Source organism: Cohnella endophytica (assembly GCF_003628305.1).
Taxonomy (GTDB): domain Bacteria; phylum Bacillota; class Bacilli; order Paenibacillales; family Paenibacillaceae; genus Cohnella; species Cohnella endophytica.
The window spans coordinates 1-23,426 of record NZ_RBZM01000011.1 but is presented as its reverse complement, the minus strand read 5'-3'; the positions used below and the strand labels follow the sequence as shown (position 1 = coordinate 23,426).

Here is a 23,426-nt window from a genome sequence, read left to right as displayed (position 1 = left end):
GCGAGGGACAATTCGTCTTCTTCGTTATTCCACGGAGTGGATATGCGATTCGTGGGAAGGGCTAATCAGCTTAAGCAGCTGCGTTTGCAACTTCACGACGCTCTGTTGCTTCTCGTAAATTTGTTGTTTCTGTTTTAGAATCGTCTGCAGCTCGCTCTTGGCGGAATTCCATTGCTTGCTATCGGCGAAGGATTGGAACCGATCCCACGCCTGTTTCTTCTGGTCGCGAAGCGTGTGGATTTCTTCGCGCGAAGACTTCATCTGCTTAATAATCGTCTGCGCGGATTTCTTGAGCGATTGCTTTTGCGCGGTCGTGAGCGTCTTGCGTGCTTCCCGAATTTGCTCGCCGTTCGTTCTCATGGTCTCGAACAAAATCTTCTGATCGGATTTGATCTTATCCAGTTGGGCTTTGATCGCCTGAATGTCCGCCGGATAAGTGCTCCAATCCGCCGACTCGGAACGGTTTTTTTCTCCAGGGTAGTTATGCTCGTCGTGTACGCGGTGCTGGCCATGCTCGCCGCCCGGATGTACAGCCGCAGCGGCCATGCTTGGAATGGCCAAAGCGATTAAGGCCGACGTTGCAATCCTAAGCAGTTTTCTATGGATCATGTAGGTTCCTCCCGATTGATGGATTCCCCTTTAGTATGGACTAAAACTGATTTTCCATTCTTTTCCGAATTCAACTACTTTAATCCGGGCGACCGCTGGCGATATCCGCTTCTCCATGATAAGCAATCAAGCTAATCGGGTAACCGACCCGTTCGGTCATTCTTTGCTCCATTTCTCTGATCTCTTCGATTTCTTCGGGCTTCAGAAGGGCGAGCGAATACATTTCCTCGTGCATGCGAATTCCTCCTCTTAAAGTTTCTGCCCATTAGTATGAGAAATTTCGATCCAAATCACGCGTGCACTTAAGTGCTCCTAATAATAAATCCCCCGGGCACCGAGCTCCGGGGGATCGTAAGCTTATTGATTAAGAGGCGACGGCCAAGATTTCCGTCAATTTGTTCTGCATCGATTCAATGCCGACGCGTTGGACGAATTGATGGAAGGTTTCACCGGATTCGCGGGAATCCTTGTAGTAATTGATCAGTTGGACAAGCACGTTGCCTACCAGATCGCTCTTCACTCGGCCTTTGAGCGCCGTATTGTATTTCGCGCCCGGGCCTAGCGTCCCGCCGACAGCGATGTCGTAAGCGTCGACCATGCCTTCCGGCGTTTTGACGAGCGAACCTTGCAGTCCGATGTCCGCGACGTGTTTTTGTCCGCAACCATTCGGACAACCGATGAAATGAATGCGTACGGGTTCGTCCAGTTGAACATGCTCGTCCAAGTAAAGAGCGATTCGACGGGCATATTCTTTCGTTTCTACGATCGCCAGGTTGCAGAACTCGTTACCCGTGCAGGATACCGTGCGGCTCATGAAGCGGTTCGGATTCGGAGTCAGACGCTGTAGCAAAGGTTCGTTCAGGAGCGCTTCGACTTTCTCGTCCGCGACTCCAGTCAGGATAACGTTCTGCGATACTGTCGTTCGAATGGTACCATCGCCGTATTTATCCGCGTAATCGGCTAGAAGTTCAAATTCGTCGCTGTTCGTTCGTCCTACCGGAACGTTTAATCCGACATAGTTGAGCCCCGCAACGTTCTGAGGGTGCACCCCGTCGAAGTAGGCCGCGTTCCAACCGATCGTGCGATCGTCTCCAAGGGAAGGCATGTCGCCGATCAGTTTGATCAGTTCCTCTTGGAATTTCTCGACGCCCCATTCCGCTACGAGGTATTTCAGGCGGGCATAGTGACGTTTCTCCCGGTAACCGTGATCGCGGAACAGCGTCGTAACGCCGATGGCGACTTTAAGCGCTTCTTCGGGACGAACGAACATGTCGAGTTGGCGAGCCAAGTGCGGCTTCGCGGACAGTCCGCCGCCGACAAGGACGTGGAAGCCGAGCACTTCTTGTCCGTCGATCGTTTTGGAAGCGGGCGTGAACGACAAACATTGAATTTCCGCGTTCGCGCTGTTATAAATGTTCGTAGAAATGGATATTTTATATTTCCGAGGCAGGTTGGAGAAATCGCGGTTGCCAAGGAAGAAGCGTTCGAATTGATCGACCCACGGCGTCGTGTCGAACAGCTCGTTCGGGTCGACACCCGCGAGCGGATTGCCGACGATCGTGCGAGGGCAGTCGCCGCAGGCTTCGAAAGCAGACATGCCGACGGCTTCAAGACGATTGAAAATGTCCGGCATATGCTCGATTTCGAGCCAGTGGTATTGAATCGCTTGGCGAGTGGTTACGTCGATGAGATTGCGTCCATAGTCTCGTCCGAGCTGGGCAAGCACCCGTGCCTGAGCCGAAGTCAGAACGCCGCCCGGTATGCGGATACGCATCATGAAATGGCCGTTATTCGGTTTCTGTTGGTAAACGCCCGCCCATTTGAACAGGTTGAAGTCCTCCTGGGGAATCGAGGCGAAGCCTTCTTTAGAATACTTCTCCACGATATCGCGGATAATATCGAGGCCGTCTTTTTCCATTTTGTAAAATTCGAATTTATTCAACTTGGACGGGTCACGATCCATCCATACCGCTTCATAAGCCATCTGTGCGACTCCTTTATGTCGGAATTCTGCCAATTCCGATACCTTTGGTTTGAATAGTGGTTAAATCGTACCATAATAAGCATAGAGCGACAATGCGCGGGTTGAATTGCGGTTTATAAAAAATTCTGATGGTCAACACAATCTTTTCTTATAATATATGGGGTGAAATTAGCAGGAAAAGTGTGACAAAGTTGTTACGGCGTCAACTTCGGACTTGCAAGGCAAGCGTCCAGAAGCTAACATAGTTAAAGATGGGTTCATTAGGTCAAATAAAGGAGGTCCCCTTTATGATGTTTCTAGCCGAAACAGCAACGGAGGCTGTGGAGAGTACATACTCACACTTCGATATTTTTATGCTTGTTTTCACGATCTTGATCGCCGCCGGATTGTTCCGTCTGCTACTGCAGAGACCGCGCAAGAACGTGCTTGCCATCGGTTTCTCGACTGTAGCGCTTCTCGTGTTCCTGGCTGCCGACTACAAGATGGTTAGCGGTTGGGTCTGGTAATCCAACGAATACGCAACGATGCGAACGAGCTTCGGAGTTTAGACTCCGGGGCTCGTTTTTTGATTTTATAAGGTAAAATTATCCTTACATTATCATTTCCATAAAGCACTAGTTATGATAGAGTTAACCTGTTTAATAGAGATGCAGGGAGAGGGACTTGTTGACTAGAAAGAATCGTCGAAATGTATGGCTTGCCGTCTTAATTGCCGCGTTTATGGCAATAGCCGGGACGGCAGGGGCTGCCGCAGCCACGGGAGGGACCGTAGCGGTTGACGCTAAGGTAATTAATGGCGAGGTGTACGTAAAGGCTTCGTCTCTCGTCTCGCAAATCGGGGGAACCGGTTCTTACAATGCCTCCACTAAGAAGTATACGTACTCTCCGGATTCCGTCATTCCCGATGTCATTAAGAAGGTTTCGCCTTCGGTTGTGGCCATTATCGGTAAACCGACGGACGTAAACTCGGGCAATCGCTTCGCCTTGGCTCATGGTACGGGAGTTATCGTAAAAAGCGACGGGTGGATCGTAACGAACGCTCACGTGGTGAAAGATATGGACCGGATCGTCGTCGTTACCGCGGATGGCAAGGAGTTCTCCGGTACCCGCAAGCAGATCGACGTGACGAGCGATCTCGCGCTTGTCAAAATCAACGCGACGGGATTAAAAGTAGCGACGCTCGCGCCATCCCCGTTAAAAGTGCAAGTGGGGGAAACGGTCATCGCGATCGGTACGCCGGTGTCGTTCTCGTTGCGTAATACGGCTACGGTTGGCGTAATCAGCGGGATGAATCGTTCTATCTCTTCGGATTACAATTTGTTGCAAACGGATGCGGCAATCAATCCGGGGAATAGCGGCGGACCGTTGGTGAACCTGAAAGGCGAAGTCGTGGGCATCAACTCGATGAAGTTCGTCGACGTCGATATCGACAGTATGGGCTTCGCGATTCCGGCCGACACGGTTCAATACGTATTGAATCATTTCTATAAATACGGAATGGTCAAGCGTCCTGCGTTGGGCGTGGAGCTCGAGGAAAGCTGGTCGGCTGTCGTCGGTCTCCCTACGGAAGAACCAATGACGGTGATCGCGGTTTCTCCGGGCAATGCGGCCAAGGCGGGGATAAAGGTTGGCGATCAGCTGTATTCGGTTAACGGTAAGCAAGTGGCGACCCACGTGGAGTTAAATGAGCTTTTGAAGGCTTATTTGCCGGGACAGACGGTCAACGTCACGTTGTTATCCAATGGCGACTTGGTTACGAAGCAACTCGTATTGACAGAAAGCCAAGCGCACTAATCATCATTCAAGCAAGACCATATGAGGGGAGCAAGGATTCATGTTTTCATTTGAAGGAATTAAAGTAACGGGGAAAAGCGCTATAGCCGTAGTATTGACTGCGATTGTTTTTCTGTTGTGCGCACTGCCCGCAGCGGCTGCGACGACTAGCGGAAGTAAAGTCGAAATTCGCGTGAAAGTCGGAAGTGCCCAGATGAAAATCAACGGCGAAGCCATCAAAATTCAAGCTCCGTATTTATCCGCGGGCAATGCAATGGTACCTCTTAGCGTATTCACGAATACGAAAGGCTTCGGGGCGAAACTTCAGCTTACTAATAATAAAATCATCAAGCTGACTTACCTGAAGCATATCGTAACCTTAACCGTAGGCAACAAGTCGGCGATGATCGACGGCAAGAAAGCGGAATTGCCGGCTGCTCCGGTGAGCAAGAACGGCACAATGATGGTTCCGCTCGCGATCGTCGCGAAAACTTTCGGGGCGGCACAATCGACGGACGCCAATACGAAAGAAATCGTGTTATCCGGAATTACCCCCGCTTCGGCAAGCTCTGGCAACGCGGGCTCTGGAATCGATACGGATATGGGCAAATCGTTAATGGGCGACAGCTATTATAAATGGACGATGAATTATCCGACGGGGCTTATTCAAGACAAACAATGGTCTGACGGAAGCTGGCTTTCCTTCAGCGACGTAAAGGGCGATTATTATTTAGCTATATCGGTTGAAAAGCCCTCCGAGGTATTGAGTTCTTCCGACATCCGCGAGAACCTGATGGATTATCTGGATGATGGGGAGACAGTCGTGGATGTAAAAACGATTGTTCGTCCCGGAGGCACTTTCGAACGCGTCGTGACCAAAGCTTCTACTTTCTATTATGAATACCGTAGTATTCAAGCGAATGGATACTTGTATACGATCACTTACGGCAAGAAGGCCAAATCGAGTGCGGAATTGACCGCGAACGATGCTTTGTTAGACAGTTTTAAGCCGTCTTTCAACACTTCGAATAAAGCGATCAAGGATTTGACACGCATCATTGACGGAAAAATCGCATTCGAAAGTAGCACGTACGGCCTAAAAGTACAATTGCCGCAAGGTTGGAACTTGGATTCGAACGATAGTTCTCCTAACTTTTACGGGAAAGACGGTTCGAGAATTCATGTCGCGATCAACTCGATAAAAGCGGGAGATACGACGCAAGAGTGGTTAAAGCGCAAATTCCAGTATTATAAAGATACGATCGTAGATTCCGCCATGAAAGGACTCAAGACGACCGAAATTACTTGGAACGGGATTCCTGCGACATTAGTGGAAGATTCTTATACGGATGATTCGAAAACTTGGACGAGCGAATACGAAGTGTACGCGATAAAAGGGAACTACAAGTACTACGTGAATTATTCGTTCAAAGGAGAAGACAAAGCCGCAGGAAGTGCGGTTCTGGATCAGATCTTGAAGGGAATGACGATCGATTTTTCTAAAATCGAAAAAACTTTCGGAGATATCCCGGATCCTATCGACTCATTAGATTATCGGACTGTGGTAACCAAGACAAGTGTTCAAGATAACTTCAGCCTTACATTGCCGAAGTATTGGACCAAATCGAACATCAACATGGATTCGGGGGAACTTCTTTTCGAGGGATTCGGGGTTAAGCTTTCTTTGAACGTGGAAGCCGCAGATAGCTTGGAAGGTTATCCGGAAGCTCTCGAGAACTTGTATACGCAAAGCGGCTTGCTTAAAATCGACTCGAAAACAAACATAACTTACGCGGGAGTGTCCGCAATCAAATATGAACTATCCAGTGGTAAACTCGCATCCAAATTGGGACATATTACGGTCTACTTGTTCGCGAATAAAGGGAAAGTTTACTTCTTGCAAGCAATGAGTAACGATGCGAACGCGACCGACTTTAATCGCGCTCAGTTAGATGCGGCAATCAATTCCTTTAAGTTTACGAACTAATAAACAGCGTCAAACACAAAGCCGCCCCCTGGAGTAATCTTCCTCCGGAGGGCGGCTTTTCGCTTTTCTTGGCCCAGTTCCTCGGATTTTGGTATACTATCAGAAGATGATTACCGCGTAGGTAAGCGGTTTGGAGGATATAGAAGAATGACGGACAAAAACGCCTTAAGGCGTGATGATATCGAGTTACTGGCACCGGCGGGAGATTGGGAATGCATGAGGGCCGCCGTTGCGAACGGGGCCAATGCGGTGTTCTTCGGCGTGGAGAAGTTTAACGCAAGGGCGCGCGCTCATAATTTCCAGACGAACGAATTGCCCGAGATTATGGCGTTCCTTCATAAATACGGAGTGAAGGGGTTCCTGACCTTTAACATTCTCGTGTTCGAAGACGAGTTGCCCGAAGCTCGCAAGCTGATCGAAGCTTGCATCGACGCTGGCGTGGACGCGGTGATCGTGCAGGACCTTGGACTGGTCAAAATGATTCGCGAGATTTCCCCGGACTTCCCGATTCACGGCTCTACGCAGATGACGATCACCTCGCCCGAGGCGGTCGAATTCACGAAGCCGTTCAACATCGAGAGAGTCGTTCTCGGTCGCGAGAACAACTTGAAGCAAATCCGGAAAATCGGCGAGCAAGCGAAGCTGCCGATGGAAGTGTTCGTGCATGGCGCGCTTTGCGTTTCGTACTCCGGACAATGTTTGACTTCCGAGGTGTGGGGAGGCCGCTCCGCGAACCGCGGAGAATGCGCGCAAGCTTGCCGCTTGCCATACGATCTGATGGTCGACGGCGTTCAACAGCCGATGGGGGACATCGCGTATTTGCTATCGCCGAAGGACTTGGCCGCGATCGATATCGTGCCGGAATTGATCGAAGCGGGTGTTACTTCCTTTAAAATAGAAGGACGGCTAAAGAGCCCGGAATACGTGGCTAACGTCGTCAGCAAGTATAACAAAGAGATCGACAAGTATTTCGAAGGAGACGAATCGGAGCCTTCGAAGGAAGAGGTTCGCGAGCTGCAACAAAGCTTCTCCAGGGGTTTCACGCATGGATTCCTGGACGGCACGAACAACAAGCAGCTCGTAGAGGGCACGTACCCGAAAAGTCGCGGCGTCTATCTCGGCAAGGTGGAGAAGATTCTAAGAGACTCCGTCGTTTGTTTGCTGGAAGCTCCGCTGAAGCGGGGAGACGGCATCGTGTTCGATGCCGGCGATCCGACGAAGAAGGAAGAAGGCGGCCGCGTCTATGACGTTCGCCGCGGCGGACATAAGCTTGAGGGCGAGGCACCTGAAGGCGAGCGGATCGAGATCGTTCCGGGCCGCAACGACGTCGACCTGAACCGGCTTCATGAAGGGGACCGAATTTGGAAGACGAGCGACCCCGCGCTGGATAGAAGATTGCGTACCACGTTCGAGACGGAGAAGCCTTACCGGACATTCCCTCTGGCGGTGTCGGTTTTCGGACAAGAAGGCTCTCCGCTACGTACGATATGGACCGATCCCGGCAAAGGAACGACTGTAGCCGTCGAATCGGAGATGCCGCTTGAGCGGGCGGAGAAACGTCCGCTGGGTCATGAGGTGCTCCAGGATCAGTTGGGACGTCTAGGCGGCACGCTCTACTATCTCGATCAGTTGGAGGTAGCGCTGAAAGGGGACGTAATCGTTCCGATGCGCGAGTTGAACCGGATGCGCCGGGAAGCCGCGGAACAATTGGAAATTCTGCGGGAACAACCGCCGAAATATATAAAACGTCAGATCGCCGAATTCTCGGACTCCAAAGACACGGACGTTTCCGTGAAGCCGAGCGAAGTTGTCCTGACCGCTCTATGCCGTACGCTCGAGCAGGTGAAGGCCGTCGTTGGAACGGACGTAGAGCTTATCTACGCCGACTTCGAATTCATCAAGCAGTTCCCAGACGCGATCAAAGTATGTCGCGAAGCGGGCAAGAGAATCGCGCTCGTTACGCCGCGCATTCATATGCCGGGCGAGAACGGCTACCATCGCAACATTCTGAACCTGAAGCCGGATGCGGTACTCGTTCGGAACACGGGCGCTCTCTACTATTATTTGAAGGATCGCATGGAGAACCCGGACAAACAACATCCGGAGCTGATCGGCGACTTCTCGCTGAATGTGGCCAACCATAAGACCGTTAATCTTTTCCGCGAAGCGGGCTTGGACTGGGTAACGCCTTCGTACGACTTGAACATTCAGCAGATGGTCGATATGCTGCGCCGTTCGGACACCTCCAGACTGGAGTTGGTGATCCACCAACATATGCCGATGTTCCACACCGAGCATTGCGTCTATTGTACGTTCATGAGCGAAGGGACGGACTTCACGAACTGCGGCCGTCCTTGCGAGGAGAAGCGGGCGTCGCTGCAAGACCGAATCGGCATGTCTCATCCCGTGCGAGTCGACGAAGGCTGCCGCAATACGGTGTACAATGCGATCGAGCAATCGGGCGCGGAGTACTTGGACACGTTCATGGAGCTTGGCGTTCGTTCATACCGGGTCGAATTCCTGGAAGAGAACGCGGACAAAGTTCGCGAAGTGCTTACGCTCTACCGCGCCGCGATCGACGGCAAGATCGGCGGTCCGGAAGTGTGGCGCAAGTTGAAGGCGACCAACCAGCTCGGAGTTACTCGCGGGCAATTGGTGAAGTAAATAGAGGACGATCACGCTCTCCGGCGAAGGCTGGGGGGCGTTTTTGCGCGCCCATAATTTACGTTCCTCTAACACAATCATGGAAGTTTGTTTTTACTCGGGTGCTACAATCGGAGCAAGCATCTATAGAGTCTAGGCATTCGGTTCATATAGAGGAGGCGCGCACGATGAAAATAGCGATCGTAGGAGCGGGGATCGTAGGGTTAACGACGGGAGCGGGGTTCGCGGATCTCGGACATTCGGTACATTGCGTGGATATCGATACGGCTAAGATCGCCCAACTGTCCCGCGGGATAATTCCCTACCACGAGCCGGGATTGGAAGCGTTAGTGCTCCGTAATACTTCAGCGGGACGACTGACTTTCGGACATGATCCTTCGGCGATCATGCATGAGGCGGAGCTTGTGTTTTTGGCGGTCGGCACTCCTTCGGAGGATACGGGGGAAATGTCGTTAGCCGCTCTCTGGTCGGTTATCGACAGATTGGAGCCCTGGTCGGCGACCGCCAACGATTCGCGGAAAATTATCGCGATTAAGAGCACCGTTCCGATCGGCACGGCAGAACGAGCGGAGTCGAGAATCAGAAACCGTCTGCCCGTTCATTGTTTGGTAGACGTCGTGTCGATTCCGGAATTCATGAGAGAAGGTTGCGCGGTCCGGGATTTCTTCGAACCTACCCGTATCGTAATCGGCACGGCTAACGCGACTACGGCCGAGCGGTTAAATCAGATGCATCAGCGGTTGCCCGGCCCGATAATGATGACCGACCGGCGTAGCGCCGAGCTAGCTAAGTTGGCCGCGAACGCTTGCCTTGCGGTCAAAATTTCTTTCGCGAACGAGATCGCGGCGCTTGCCGAACAAACGGGAGCGGACTATCCGTCGGTGGCTCACTCGCTGGGCCTTGACCCGCGGATCGGGCCGCACTTTCTCGCGGCGGGCTTAGGCTACGGCGGTTCTTGCTTGCCGAAGGACGCGCGAGCGCTCGTCCGCATGGCCGATGAAGCGGGAGCCCCGCAGACGATCGTCGAGGCGGCCGTCAGGGCCAATGCGATGCTTCCGCTCCGCATGGTTCGCAAGCTGGAAGCCGCGCTGTCCGATCCGAGCCGTCGCAAGGTGGCGCTGCTCGGGCTCGCGTTCAAGCCGGGTACCGACGATATTCGCGAAGCTCCGTCGCTTCGGCTGATCGCGGAGCTGAACCGGCGCCATCCGGGCATCGCGATTACCGCTTATGATCCTGAAGCGAATCATGCGGCCCGCAAAGTCGTTTCTTCCGGCGTTACGATTTGCGATTCCGCCGAAGAGGCATTAAGAGGCGCCGATGCGGCCATTATCGTCACCGAGTGGCGCGAATTTCGACAGATAAATGCGGAAGACTTTAAAAACTGGATGAACCGCCCTATAATTATGGATGGAAGAAATGCGCTCGATGCTGCCGCGTTAAACGCGCAAGGCGTCGTATGCATCGGCGTCGGTCGTTTGCCCGTCATTCCGAAGGAACCTTCGAGGAAGGCCGGCGAGCCCGTAACGTAAGTCCAGAGAGGGTGCCCGTTCATGAGAATTCGCAAAGCGATCATACCGGCTGCGGGGATGGGAACGAGATTCCTCCCGGCTACGAAAGCGATGCCCAAGGAAATGCTGCCGATTATCGACAAGCCCGGTATCCAGTACATCGTCGAAGAGGCGGTCGCATCCGGCATCGAAGACATTCTCATCGTGACAGGCAAAGGCAAGCGAGCGATCGAGGACCATTTCGATAGCTCCTACGAACTTGAGCAGAGCTTGTTGTCCAAGGGGAAGCTCGATCTTCTGTCCGAAGTTCAGAAGCCATCGGATCTCATCGATATTCATTATATTCGCCAGAAGGAACCGCGAGGTCTCGGCCATGCGATCTGGTGCGCCCGCAAGTTCATCGGCAACGAGCCATTCGCGGTGCTGCTCGGCGACGACATCGTGCAATCCGACGACGTTCCGTGTTTAAAGCAGATGATGGACGTCTACGACCAAGTGCAGGGCTCCGTGCTCGCGGTGAAAAAAGTGTCCGAGGCGGAAGTGTCCCGTTACGGAATCGTGGACCCGGACCCTTCGGGCGGCGACGGCGACCGGATTCTGAAGGTGCGCGGAGTCGTCGAGAAGCCTTCGCCCGAACGGGCCCCGTCCAACGTGGCCATCATCGGACGATATATTTTAACGCCGGCGATATTCGATATTTTGGAAACCCAGGACGTCGGCGCCGGAGGGGAAATTCAGCTTACCGACGCGATTTCCCGCCTGATGCGAGATGAATCTGTGTTCGCCTATAACTTCTATGGTACTCGGTACGACACGGGAGAAAAACTGGGGTACCTGAAGACGATTATCGATTTCGCTTTGGAGCGTCCGGACTTGAAGGACGAAGTTAGGGCTTATCTGGAAGAGAAGCTTAGAGGGTGAATGGATTGGACGCGTTCTCACTCGTTTGGTACACTTAAACTATATTCGTTAAGCGTGAAGCACACGCCGCTTGTCCCATTCGGGATAGGCGGCGTTTTCATTTTTCGGAGGGAGTGGAGAGGGAATATGTTCGATAAGGAGTTTGAACGGTATTTCGAGGAGCAGAAAGGCTCGGCGGACGGCCGAAGACTGGAGATGTTGAACCGTAATCTGACCGGAGAGGTTAAGCTGCTAAAGGAAGTGATTTGGCCGGTTATCGGGGCATTCGACGAATTGGAGATGGAGAAGGAGTTGCTGAGTCTAACCGGCGTGAAGATTTACGGGGATTTCTTCTTCTCGCCCATTAGGGCGATCATCGAATGCGAAGGTTTCGTCAGCCATGCGGAGGTGATTACGAGGGAGCGTTTCGATTTCGAGAAAATGAGAATCCGGACGTTCGCGCAGTATGGCTATACGTTTATTCCTTTTAGTTGGGACGATATAGACAAGAGGCCCGAAGTTTGCAGACGACAATTGTATTCGATACTTGGGCAGCGTGCGAGCAAGGGCGGCGCATCGGAGCAGGGGCTATCCGTAAACGAGCGGGAAATCCTTCGATATTCGATAGGCCTCAGTCGCGCCTTGCGGCTGGAGGATGCATGTTCTTGTTTGCTGCTTAGCAAGCCGACAGTGATTAAAGTACTCAAGTCGCTTGTGGCCAAGGGGTTGCTCAAACCGCTTGGAAGCGGGGGCCTGCGCGTGCACTCCTACGAGTTGCAAGAGAAAGCGAGAAGAGTTTTGCTGTAGCAGTTGCCTTGCTTTCGTCATGATGGCTTTCGAATCAATTCGTACGAAGTATTCCTTTTCCTTCCTATGCGCGTGTAAGTAATGAAATGTTACTTACAGCCCCGCGATAGCGTTCCAAGAGGCGTGCAAGTAAAGAAATGTTACTTACAGCCCTGCGGTAGCGTGAGAAGAGGTGTGTAGGTAAAGAAACGTTACTTACAGCCCGACGACAGCGTGAGAAGAGGTGTGCAAGTAAAGAAATGTTACATACAGCCCTGCGGTAGTGTTCGAAGAGGCGTGTAAGTAAAGAAACGTTACTTACAGCCCGACGACAGCTTGAGAAGAGGCGTGCAAGTAAAGAAACGTTACTTACAGCCCCGCGATAGCGTGAGAAGAGGCGTCCAAGTAAAGAAACGTTACTTACAGCCCCGGTGACTACGTGTGAAGAGGTGTGTAGGTAAAGAAACGTTACTTACAGCCCGACGATAACGTGAGAAGAGGTGTGTAAGTAAAGAAACGTTACTTACAGCCCCTTCCTGCCGAATCGCTTAACCGCACCTTCACCAACTCCCTTTCATTCCTTCTTGGAAGATACCCGGAGTTCCTGTAAACTAGAAGTAAACACTTGTTCCTATTGGAGGCAGCATGCTCCCTACTTTTTATAGCGAATGGCGGCACGTATTTAAGCTGGACCCTGAACGCGAGATCGACGACGAGACGCTGGATGCGCTATGCCTATCCGGGACGGACGCGATATTGGTCGGCGGCTCCAGCGGAGTTACTTTCGACAACACGGTGGATCTGATGTCGCGGATACGCAGGTACGAGGTGCCGTGCGCGTTCGAGCTATCCGATCCGACATGCGGCGTACCCGGCTTCGACGGCTATTTCATCCCGAGCGTGCTTAACACGAAACGCTCCGAATGGCTGATCGGCCATCACGTCGATGCCTTGCGAGAGTTCGGGCACCTCATGCCTTGGGAATCTATCGCGGGCGAGGCCTATCTTGTCCTAAACCCCGATTCGACGGTTGCCCGTCTTACCGGAGCGGAAGCGAACCTAGCGCCTAACGAAGCGCTGGCTTACGTCCAAGTGGCCGATCGGTTATGGAACGTGCCGGTGCTATACGTGGAGTATAGCGGGATTTTCGGCGACATGGATTTACTCAAGCGAATCAAATCTAATCTAAAGCAAGCACATCTATTTTATGGCGGCGGAATCGACGGCCCCGATAAAGCGGAGCAAGCCGCGGCGGCAGCCGATACGATCGTCGTCGGAAACGTCATATACGATAATCTGGGAGCCGCGTTAGCGACGGTGGGCGCGGTGAAACCAGCGGCAAAGGAGCAAGATCATGTTTTTTGAACGGGATAACTCAAGCTCGATCGATATCGATGCTTCTATTAATAAACTGAATCCGAGGCAGAAGGAAGCCGCGATTACGACGGAAGGACCTCTGCTTATCATGGCGGGAGCGGGGAGCGGCAAGACCCGCGTGCTAACCCATCGGATTGCCCACATCATCTCCAAGCGGCTCGCGGCTCCTTGGAGCATTTTGGCGATCACGTTTACGAACAAAGCCGCGCGCGAGATGCAGGAGCGGGTGTCCAAGCTCGTCGGTCCGTCCGGCAGAGACATTTGGGTAAGTACGTTCCACTCGATGTGCGTCCGCGTGCTTCGCAAGGATATCGAGAGAATCGGCTTCGGCTCCAATTTCAGTATTCTCGATTCGACCGACCAGCTATCCGTTATCCGGAACGTCATGAAGGACAACAATATCGATACGAAGAAATTCGAACCGAAAGCCGTTCAAGCCGCCATCAGCGCCGCGAAGAACGAACTGATGTCTCCGGCTCAGTACGAACAGAAGCAAGGGGATTATTTTCAAGATATCGTGGCTAAAGTATACAAGCAGTATCAGAAAAGGTTGAAGGCGAACAACTCGCTCGACTTCGACGATCTTTTGTTGCTGGCGATCCAACTGTTCAAGGACGTTCCCGACGTTCTCGCATTCTATCAGAACAAGTTCAAATATATTCACGTCGATGAATACCAGGATACGAATAAAGCCCAATACACGTTGTGCAAAATGCTGGCCGAGAAGCACCACAATATTTGCGTCGTCGGCGATAGCGACCAATCGATCTACCGTTGGCGCGGCGCGGACATTACGAACATCCTGAACTTCGAGGCGGATTACCCCGAAGCCAGAAGCATTCTGCTCGAGCAGAATTACCGTTCGACTTCCAACATTCTGGACGCGGCGAACTCGGTCATCAAGAACAACACGGGTCGCAAAGCCAAAAACCTATGGACCGACCAATCCGGCGGAGATAAAATTACGGTCTATTCGGGCGATTCCGAGCATGAGGAAGGTTACTTCATCGCCGGGGAAATCCGCAAGAACCGGCAGAGCGCGCGTCGTTACGCCGACCATGCGATCCTGTACCGGACGAACGCGATGTCCCGGGTCGTCGAGGAAGTGCTGATCAAGTCGGAAATTCCGTACCAGATCGTCGGCGGCATCAAGTTCTACGATCGCAAAGAAATCAAGGATATCCTTTCTTACTTGCGACTTATCTCTAACCCGGACGACGATAACAGCTTGCTGCGGATCGTGAACGTGCCGAAGCGGGGATTGGGCGATACTTCGATGTCCAGAGTCCAAGACGAGGCGACTCGCAAAGGCGTGTCCATCCTGCGTTTCTTGAACGAAGGCGACGGTTTGCTCGGCGACGGGCTGTACCATCTGGATATTCAGTCTCGCGCGAAAGCCGCGCTATCCGGATTCCGTGAGACCATTAACAATCTAAGCTCGATGGTCGAATATTTGTCCGTGACGGAGCTGACCGAGAAGCTGCTAGAATTGACGGAATATCGGCTGGAGCTGCAACAAGAAAACACGCTTGAATCCAAATCCCGCCTTGAAAATATCGAGGAGTTCCTCTCGGTTACGCAAGAGTTCGAGAAACGCAACGACGATAAATCGCTCGTCTCCTTCCTGACCGAGCTCGCGCTTGTCGCCGATATCGATTCGATGGATGATGACGACGAGGATGCCGGGGACGCGGTCATCCTGATGACGATGCATAGCGCGAAGGGCTTGGAGTTTCCCGTCGTGTTTATCGTCGGGATGGAGGAAGGGATTTTCCCGAGCAGTCGCTCGCTTCAAGAACAAGACGAACTGGAAGAGGAACGCAGGCTCGCATACGTAGGCATCACGAGAGCGGAGAAGAAGCTGTACCTCACGAATGCCCGTTCCAGACTGCTCTACGGAAGAACGGGCTCTAATCCTCCTTCGCGTTTCTTGGAAGAAATTCCGAGCGAGCTGAAAGAAGGATTCGCGCCGGCCGGTGGCGGACGATCGGGCTCCTTCGGCGGATACGGTTCCCGCCCGGGAACCGGCGGAGGCTTTGGCTCCCGTTCTTATTCTCCATCCGGAGGCAATACGCCATCCGGTTTCGGCGCACGACCTACGGTAGTGCCCATGAACGGCGGTGCGAAGATAACCTCATCGCCAACGCCTTCGGCGGCTAAGCCCGTCGGCGACGGCATGGCGATCGCGGCCGGCGATAAAGTACAACATGCGAAATGGGGAATCGGCACCGTCGTTGCGGTTAAAGGCACGGGCAACGACGCGGAACTGCAGATCGCCTTCCCTGCGCCGACCGGCGTCAAGAGACTGCTTGCGGCATTCGCTCCGGTCACGAAGATATGATCTATCCTACCTGGGATAAAAGCGCGAACATCGGCGTAACGGCTCCTTCATCGGGCGTGAGCCCCGAATTGCATGATATGATGAAACTCGCGATCCGTCGGATGGAGGAGAAAGGTTTCTCCTTAACGGTTGGGCCTACGGTCTGGACGCAACATAAGGCGAAGTCGGCTCCGGCAAGCACTCGCGCCAACGAATTTAACGAGATGATGGCCGACGACCGGATCGGGTTGATCTTTCCCCCTTGGGGAGGCGAACTCCTCATCGAGATGCTGGAAAATGTCCGATTCGAGGATATCCGGCCTAAGTGGATATTAGGGTATTCGGATTTGAGCGTACTCTTGCTGGCCGTGACGTTAACGACCGGAATAGCGACCGCTCACGGAACGAATCTTATCGATCTTAGAGGGGATTATTCCGACGAAACGTCCGCGAAGTGGCAGGCCGCCTTGTCCACGCGACAAGGGGAGTCCGTAACGCAGTATTCGTCGCCTCTCTACCAGAAGGAGTGGACGCATGATACTCCGTCTCCTTGCGTGTTCCATTTGCAGGAACCGACCGAGTGGCGCGTGGTCGGGAACCGGGCGGTCACGATGCAGGGGCGAGTGCTTGCCGGTTGCATCGATGTCGTTCGTCACTTGATCGGAACTCCGTATGGAGACGTTCAACGTTTCAGACGGCAATTCGCTCATGACGAACCTATCGTATGGGTGTTGGAAAATTGCGAAATATCGACCGTCGATTTGCGAAGGTCGCTCGTACAGATGAAATTGGCGGGATGGTTCGACGATTGTTCGGGTATTCTGTTCGGAAGAAGTTCAGCCAATCGGCCGGTCGATGGCTACACCGTGGAAGATGTCTATGAGGAGCTATCGGAAGAGCTGCGAATCCCGATCGTGTACGATATCGATTGCGGGCATGTCCCTCCCCAAATGACGTTCGTTAACGGAGCATATGCCGAGATCGAAGTCGCCGAGGGCAAAGGAACCGTGAAGCAAACTTTTCTCCCTTGAGAATACGACAAGACGGCCCCGGTGGCCGTCTTGTCGCATTTTAACGCGTGCCCAAGCTGTCGGTACCTTCGTGTCCGTATCCTTTTTGTCTATAATCGGGCGTTCGGAGCTCTTCTAGAATATCCATATATTCGATATGTCTGCGCGTCTCGATCGTCCCGACTCGATAGATGAATCGATAAATATCGATGAGGGCGTCGTTGTATTTACGAGTCGCTTTGTCCCGGTCTGCGGATTTATAGGGGATTTGGGCGCGAAGATAAGTTTCCTCCGTCCTCTTTTGTTCCTTTTCGAGTAGCCTTAGCAACTGGTCTCTTTCTTCTTTCGTTGCGAGAATGGTCAACTGGTCGGTTAACGAAGGCTCCGTTCCGATCATGCATGCAGAGACGGAGACGTAGTAACGTTGCTTGTCCATCTCTCTCACCTCCTAGGTTGTGCGACTATCAACCATTAAACCGGAGGATATGAACGTGAAACAGCAAAACGGCACGTATTCCCGTGATGAAAGCTTGATTTGACACGCTTCCTACGCTGAAATAGACTAATGAAAAAGCCTGTTATTTTCAATCCGAAACGAGGTCAAAACAAGAATGGCGCAAACCGGAATCGCGGAGCGGATGCGGGAGCTCGTCGCTGAGCTTAACGCGCATAGCCATCGATACTATACGGAAGATAATCCAACGATCAGCGATAAAGAATACGATGTACTCTACGACGAATTGACGAGATTGGAGGGAGAAAGCGGGACGATACTTCCGGATTCCCCGACTCGCAGGGTCGGCGGGGAAATTCTGAAAGGCTTCGAACCCCATCGCCATCTGTCGAGGTTATGGAGCTTGGACAAGGCTCAGAATATCGAGGACTTGGCGGCTTGGGCTGCCCGGGCGAATCGGCTAATCGCCGATTACAATGCCAAAAACCCGGATAAGCCTTTGCCTGCTCCGGAATACGTCGTAGAACTGAAGTTCGACGGTTTGTCCCTGAACTTAACTTATCGGGACGGAGAATTGGCGCAGGGTTCGACGCGGGGCAACGGGGAAGTCGGGGAAGGCATTCTTGCCCAGCTTCGTACGATTAGAACCGTTCCTCTAACGATCGGGTTCGCAGGCGGAACGATTGAAGTGCAAGGGGAAGGCTTCATGCGTCTGTCCGTTCTCGAAGAGTACAACAAGACGGCCGCCGAGCCGCTGAAGAATGCCCGTAACGGGGCGGCAGGGGCGCTTCGCAATCTCGATCCGCGGATTACGGCTTCGCGGCGTTTGGATGCTTTTTTCTATAACGTCGGTTACGCGGAAGGCGTCAGCTTCGCTAATCATCGCGAGATGATGGCTTTCCTGCGGGAAAATAAATTCCCGGTCAATCCATATACCGCATATTTCTCGTCCATAGAAGAATTGACAGCCGAGCTGGAAGCGATCGTCGAACGCCGCGGCCAACTCGATTACTTAATCGACGGAGCGGTTATTAAACTAACCGATATGAGAACGAGGGAAGCGTTGGGTTACACGGACAAATTTCCGCGTTGGGCAGTGGCATTCAAGTTCGAGGCGGAAGAAACGACGACGGTGCTCGAGTCCGTCTCTTGGGAGCTAGGTAGAACGGGCAAAGTCACTCCGCTCGCGCGAGTAGAAGCCGTAGATCTAGCGGGTGTTACCGTGCAGAATTGCACGCTGAACAACATCGGGGACATCGAACGTAAAAATCTGTCCCATGCGCTAGGCACGCGGGTGTTCATTCGACGCTCGAATGACGTCATTCCCGAAATTCTAGGCAAGGCGGACGACGAGGAGGGCGGTACGATCGAAGTGCCGACCGAATGCCCGGGCTGCGGATCTCCTCTCGAAATGAGAGGCGCGCATTTGTTCTGCAACAATCGTCTTGGTTGCAAGCCGCAGATCATCGGACGGATCACCCATTTCGCATCCCGCGATTGCATGGACATCGAGACGTTCAGCGGTAAGACCGCCGAGCAATTGTACGACGAGTTAGGCGTTCGCGAGCCTGCGGACTTATATGCCCTTAACTTCGACGATCTCGTGAAGCTGCAGCGCTTCGGAGAGAAGAAGGCGACGAACCTGTTGGCGGCGCTTGAGAAATCGAAGACGAGGCCTCTTGCCTCGTTCCTGAATGCGCTCGGCATTCCGAACACCGGCAAAGCGACGACGAAAATGCTCGCGGACCATTTCGGCGACTTGGATCGACTGATGGCCGCGGGAGCCGATGAGCTGATCGGCTTGCCGGACGTAGGCGGCATCGTCGCAGAGAGCATCTTCGGCTATTTCCGGGATCCGCTGGCTCAAGCCGGAATCGCCCGGATGCGCGAATACGGCGTAGCGCCGCAAGCTTCTGCTCCCGCAGCCGCGGCGGCGGATGCGAGCCATCCGCTATTCGGCAAAACCGTCGTCCTCACGGGCACGCTCTCCCTCATGTCCCGCGATGAAGCCGCTCGCAAGCTGGAAGCGCTCGGAGCCAAGGTGTCGGGCAGCGTATCTAAGAAAACCGATCTGGTCATTGCCGGCGAAAGCGCGGGCAGCAAGCTGACCAAAGCGCGGGATTTGGGCGTTCCCGTGTTGGAAGACGAGAACGAACTGCTTCGTCTGCTCGGCGAATCGAACTAAACCCTCTCTAGGGGCGAATCCAATACGGATTCGCCCTTTTTTCATCCCATCCTCCAAACGCCCTCACCCGCCACGCTCACCCCGCGCCATTTGGCGCTTCCTTACTATTTTTATCGTTAAATTCTCATATAATTATACTTTTATATATCCTTTCGGATAACCAGATCCATGAGGAGTCGCACGCTTAATAACTTGGAAGAATATTGAAACTATTTCCTGCTATCCTCGTCTAATCAGTACAATGCAAATCGATGGGGGAAATCAAATGAACAAGCCCGTCTGGCGTTACCTCTTTATGCTGCTTCTGACCGTCTTATTTGCAGGCTGCACGAATGCGCCGAATAAGGATGCTTCAAGCTCATCCGCCGAACCCTCCGCTCCGACTAACTTGGAGCTTAAGGAAATCGCTCTACCGATAACAACTGCCTCGTCACCTTCTCAATCGTCGAATAAGTTTGCGGGAATAAGCTACGACACGATCAAGGCTGAATTGTCGTTGGCGATGTCGGCCGAGGATGCAAGAAAAGCATTCGGAGATGTCTACGAGACGGAAACGTCATCTCTCTATTGGAACGCCGAATGGGTGCCGATGGATACGTGGACCTATTCCGACACCGCGAAGGACGCGAGCCTCCGGCTGTACTGGTCTCCATCCGGATCCCTTTCGTATGCCGTTTCCTATGATCGGGATGCCCAAGGCTACAAGAGAAGTTATATACCCGCGGTCGGAGCGATTCGAACTCCGTCCTCGTCGGAAGACAATAAGCTTGCGTCCAAATACGGTATTCGCGTCGGGCAGAAAATCAAAACGAAGAAGTACGCGCTTGGGTACGATTTAATCGGCTCGGCTCAGCCGTCTTTCGGCTACATGGCCGATCCTCGAAGAGAAGTGACCATTACGGCACTAACAAAGGAATTCGTCGAAGTGAACGATGACGGAGTGACGGCTTGGGTGCCGACGTGGTATTTCACCCAAGAAGCGCCGCAAGCTCAAGACATTCCGCCGACGGGGCTTTCGATAAAAGAAGTTAACGGCGCTAAATGGTATCCCGCGGCCGTCGATGATGCAATCAAGTTAGAAGCCGGCGAGAGAGTATACGCTTTGCGCAGCTACGGCGATTGGTACGGAATAGCCGTTCCCGATCGCGCGGGTCGGCCTAATCTAGGTTTGGTGTGGGTGAATAAAAATCAAGTAGAGGAAAACGGGAAGGTATCTTCATTGTACGACGATTCAATCGCGACTCCGCAAATTATCGCATCGGCGGTTCGTTCGGAGCTTCGGTTCGGTCTGACGCAGAAACGAGCGGAGCAGGTTTTCGGCAAGCCGGATTTTCTAGAAACGTCGGACAACATCGCGGAACCCGGCAAGCTTAAGACGCTGAAAATATGGCGATACGAAAAAAAGTCGACGGAGCTTACGATAACCTGGTCGGACAAGGGGGAGTTGTTAGCTTACCGATATAGGGATGAGACAATTCCGGACGGGTTCGGTATCGATCAGACTTATTCGACGGAGGAGCCGACGCGATTTCATAAGGCAGGGGAGCTGGAGAAAGGCAAACCTCTGGTGACATCCCGTTCCATAGATTTTAAATGGCGCGTTCGAACGGAGCTTCCCTACAATTACTTGGTGGGAACGATCGGGAGTACTTTGCTAGTCGCAGGGGAAGACAATGGATTTAGCGGCATGCATGAGGCTTCTCATCTGTACGGTTTGGATCGAAATACAGGTAAAAGGCTGTGGAAATACGATTTTGGACACGAGATTCATCTTTACGCTTATTCTGAGGAGAGCGAGACGATTGTCTTCTATAAGCAGTTGGAGAGCGGTCCTGCGTATTCCAAACATCGTTTGCTCGCGATCGATACGAAGACGGGAAATTCGAAATGGGAGAAGACTTTCAGAGTTGAAGGCGGGATCTGGGAGTACGGATATGCCGCGGCGGACAAGGTTGTCGCAATTTCGTACGTTACAGGGGACGAGGGGCGAAAAACGACGCATATCGAGGCGCGCGACATTCGTACAGGACGGTTGTTATGGAGCAAGAGTTACCAAGGCGAGGGTAATTTAATTACTCAAAATGGCGACCGGCCATACTTGCTTCTCCAGACGGGCACCCAATTGCTTGCGGATGCCAAGCTTACGGCGCTCAATCCGCTTGACGGCAAGCCGAAGTGGAAGACCGAAGAAAGGTTAGCGGTAAACGAGTGGGACCCTCATCTTACCGTGGATCGTCGATTCCCCAACGGCCAACCGGTCGGTTATTGGACGAAATCGGTCGATTCTCTTATTCTGACGGATGCCGTGACAGGCAAAACGAAGCTTGCCTTACCGATACTTTTCGACGATGGCACCCACTATGACGGAATCGACGAGCGCTATTTGTTCAAGCAGCAATCGAATGACGGTGTGGCTTTGTATGATAGCAAGGATATCACTAGCGCCTTGATCGACGCGAGAACCGGCAAAACTTTATGGGCGGTTAAAGGGAAAGCGGATCGGGGGATTGTCGAGGGAAGAAGAATTTACTTCCGCTTGGACGGAAAGCCCGCAGCAGCCAATATATCGGCTGGCAAGGTGATATGGCAAACGGCGGTCCCCGCGTTCGGGATGTTGAGGCCGTTCGGCGGTAAGCTGCTTGTTGAAGAGGTTGCCGATGTCTATACGGTAAGTAAAACAAACGGAAGCATTGACTCTCGTCTTCTCGATGTTAGGGTCGGGTATCATGAAGTTACGCCAAGCGATCAAGTATATGGTAGTTTGACCGTTTTGGGCGGCGACTTGTATGTGGGTTCGTCGAACGGTTTTTTTGGAAAAGTCAGTCTCTCGGGTATTCGTTAATTCGCGGTCAACTTGATCTACGATGATGAAAGCAAAAAAGAAGCATCTCCGGTGAGCCGGAGATGCTTCTTCCCGTTATGTGCGCTTAAGTTCTGCGGAACCTTCTGCCGGCCCGAATTTGCTTGAACCAGAAGTAGACCGTGCAACCGATGCAATAGCCGAGCAATGCCGCGCTTGCCGCAAGCAACATCAGGGCTGCGAAGGCGTAACCGACGATCTGCCAACCGAAAGCGAACGATAGAAGCGATAACGTGAGAAAGAGGATGGCTAACGTATTGTTGAAACGCTGAAGTTCCACCGCTTGCGTTTCTTGTCCGGGACCTCTCAATACTCGTTTAGCTAGGAGGACGAACAAGTTAAGCTTTCCTTCGGATAACAATCCCGCGACCTGAATAATCCATAGGGCTGCCAACAACCAGGGTTGAATCAAAAAAGAAAGGATAACGAAAAGAACGATTCCGATCTGATTCGCTTTCACATAACGCATGGGCACCTCGTGCATGAGTGTTCACCCCTAATGTTGATGAGTTTACTTGTATTTAATGTAATTCATAACGCATCAAATAACAATGGATAGATTCATCTTTTTCTAATGCGTTTCCCGATATGCCTTTCTTCATTAGAGCGATCTTGATCTTACATATGTAGGTTCATTCGGATAATCGATGAGGAAGGAGGTATGGCGGATATGTAGGGTGCCGGTAGTTCGGCAATCTCTGGTGCGCGGAGTCATTCGAATAGGCCACTTCAAGCGTAACGATTAAAGGGCTTAGAAGAGATGATTAACTGTATTAAAATTCCATGTGAAAAAAGGGTTGCATTCGCCTAGCAGTCTGTGATATATTCTTTAAGTCGCCTCAAGACGACAACGAAATAACGAAACAAACGATACAAACTAGCAACACAAATTGTTCTTTGAAAACTGAACATTGAGCGTAAGAAACAAACAATCGTCGAGGTCGACTTTCGAGTCGGCGGAGACAAACCAGCAATACAGATTGAGCCTCAAAGGCTCTTTAATAAGAAG

Annotated in this window: 17 protein-coding genes; 12 read left to right on the top strand and 5 right to left on the bottom strand. The window is 52.4% G+C overall.

Annotated elements, in window-relative coordinates:
* Positions 1–24: 24 nt before the first annotated feature.
* The 3 genes from D7Z26_RS23135 to D7Z26_RS23130 all read right to left on the bottom strand — a co-directional run bounded on the left by D7Z26_RS23135 (position 25) and on the right by D7Z26_RS23130 (position 2,593).
* Positions 25–609, bottom strand: a complete 585-nt coding sequence (locus D7Z26_RS23135) for a hypothetical protein (RefSeq protein ID WP_120979403.1) — start codon at positions 607–609, stop codon at positions 25–27.
* Positions 610–688: 79 nt separating this feature from the next.
* Positions 689–844 (bottom strand): hypothetical protein, encoded by a 156-nt coding sequence (locus D7Z26_RS27350; RefSeq protein ID WP_158602413.1) that lies wholly within the window; start codon positions 842–844, stop codon positions 689–691.
* Between the two features lie 129 nt (positions 845–973).
* Positions 974–2,593 carry a nitrite/sulfite reductase gene (locus D7Z26_RS23130; protein WP_120979402.1) on the bottom strand — a complete coding sequence of 540 codons (1,620 nt, stop codon included), beginning with the start codon at positions 2,591–2,593 and terminating at the stop codon, positions 974–976.
* Between the two features lie 287 nt (positions 2,594–2,880).
* Here D7Z26_RS23130 and D7Z26_RS23125 point away from each other — a divergent pair, with 287 nt between their 5' ends.
* From D7Z26_RS23125 to D7Z26_RS23080, 10 genes are all read left to right on the top strand, one after another.
* Positions 2,881–3,099 carry a hypothetical protein gene (locus D7Z26_RS23125; RefSeq protein WP_325050470.1) on the top strand — a complete coding sequence of 73 codons (219 nt, stop codon included), beginning with the start codon at positions 2,881–2,883 and terminating at the stop codon, positions 3,097–3,099.
* A gap of 160 nt (positions 3,100–3,259) precedes the next feature.
* Positions 3,260–4,387 carry a S1C family serine protease gene (locus D7Z26_RS23120; RefSeq protein WP_233567152.1) on the top strand — a complete coding sequence of 376 codons (1,128 nt, stop codon included), beginning with the start codon at positions 3,260–3,262 and terminating at the stop codon, positions 4,385–4,387.
* A gap of 40 nt (positions 4,388–4,427) precedes the next feature.
* Positions 4,428–6,353, top strand: coding sequence for a stalk domain-containing protein (locus D7Z26_RS23115; protein ID WP_120979401.1), 1,926 nt, complete (start codon positions 4,428–4,430; stop codon positions 6,351–6,353).
* Positions 6,354–6,500: 147 nt separating this feature from the next.
* Complete coding sequence (locus D7Z26_RS23110) at positions 6,501–9,017, top strand: U32 family peptidase (RefSeq protein ID WP_120979400.1); 2,517 nt, start codon at positions 6,501–6,503, stop codon at positions 9,015–9,017.
* A gap of 167 nt (positions 9,018–9,184) precedes the next feature.
* Positions 9,185–10,546, top strand: coding sequence for a UDP-glucose dehydrogenase family protein (locus D7Z26_RS23105; protein WP_120979399.1), 1,362 nt, complete (start codon positions 9,185–9,187; stop codon positions 10,544–10,546).
* A 21-nt stretch (positions 10,547–10,567) separates the two neighbouring features.
* Positions 10,568–11,446 (top strand): UTP--glucose-1-phosphate uridylyltransferase GalU, encoded by an 879-nt coding sequence (gene galU, locus D7Z26_RS23100; RefSeq protein ID WP_120979398.1) that lies wholly within the window; start codon positions 10,568–10,570, stop codon positions 11,444–11,446.
* A 126-nt stretch (positions 11,447–11,572) separates the two neighbouring features.
* Positions 11,573–12,232 carry a MarR family transcriptional regulator gene (locus tag D7Z26_RS23095; protein ID WP_120979397.1) on the top strand — a complete coding sequence of 220 codons (660 nt, stop codon included), beginning with the start codon at positions 11,573–11,575 and terminating at the stop codon, positions 12,230–12,232.
* Between the two features lie 624 nt (positions 12,233–12,856).
* Entirely contained in the window at positions 12,857–13,576 is a 720-nt protein-coding gene (gene pcrB / locus D7Z26_RS23090) for a heptaprenylglyceryl phosphate synthase (RefSeq protein ID WP_120979396.1), read from the top strand.
* Entirely contained in the window at positions 13,566–15,929 is a 2,364-nt protein-coding gene (gene pcrA, locus D7Z26_RS23085; RefSeq protein ID WP_120979395.1) for a DNA helicase PcrA, read from the top strand. Before pcrB ends, pcrA begins: the two co-directional genes overlap by 11 nt.
* Positions 15,926–16,939 carry a S66 family peptidase gene (locus D7Z26_RS23080; protein ID WP_120979394.1) on the top strand — a complete coding sequence of 338 codons (1,014 nt, stop codon included), beginning with the start codon at positions 15,926–15,928 and terminating at the stop codon, positions 16,937–16,939. Before pcrA ends, D7Z26_RS23080 begins: the two co-directional genes overlap by 4 nt.
* Before the next feature lie 40 nt (positions 16,940–16,979).
* Here the strand turns inward: D7Z26_RS23080 and D7Z26_RS23075 are convergent, their stop codons facing one another.
* Entirely contained in the window at positions 16,980–17,354 is a 375-nt protein-coding gene (locus D7Z26_RS23075; protein ID WP_233567150.1) for a hypothetical protein, read from the bottom strand.
* Positions 17,355–17,529: 175 nt separating this feature from the next.
* Between D7Z26_RS23075 and ligA the strand changes: the two genes are divergently transcribed.
* Together ligA and D7Z26_RS23065 are read left to right on the top strand one after the other, a co-directional pair.
* Positions 17,530–19,557, top strand: coding sequence for an NAD-dependent DNA ligase LigA (gene ligA / locus D7Z26_RS23070; RefSeq protein WP_120979392.1), 2,028 nt, complete (start codon positions 17,530–17,532; stop codon positions 19,555–19,557).
* A gap of 265 nt (positions 19,558–19,822) precedes the next feature.
* A complete protein-coding gene (locus D7Z26_RS23065) occupies positions 19,823–22,399 on the top strand; it encodes an outer membrane protein assembly factor BamB family protein (RefSeq protein WP_158602412.1) in 2,577 nt (858 codons plus the stop codon).
* An 85-nt stretch (positions 22,400–22,484) separates the two neighbouring features.
* Here D7Z26_RS23065 and D7Z26_RS23060 read toward each other — a convergent pair whose 3' ends face one another.
* The gene (locus D7Z26_RS23060; RefSeq protein WP_120979390.1) at positions 22,485–22,901 is read right to left on the bottom strand and encodes a DUF4395 domain-containing protein; all 417 of its coding nucleotides are present in this window, start codon (positions 22,899–22,901) and stop codon (positions 22,485–22,487) included.
* Between the last annotated feature and the right edge of the window lie 525 nt (positions 22,902–23,426).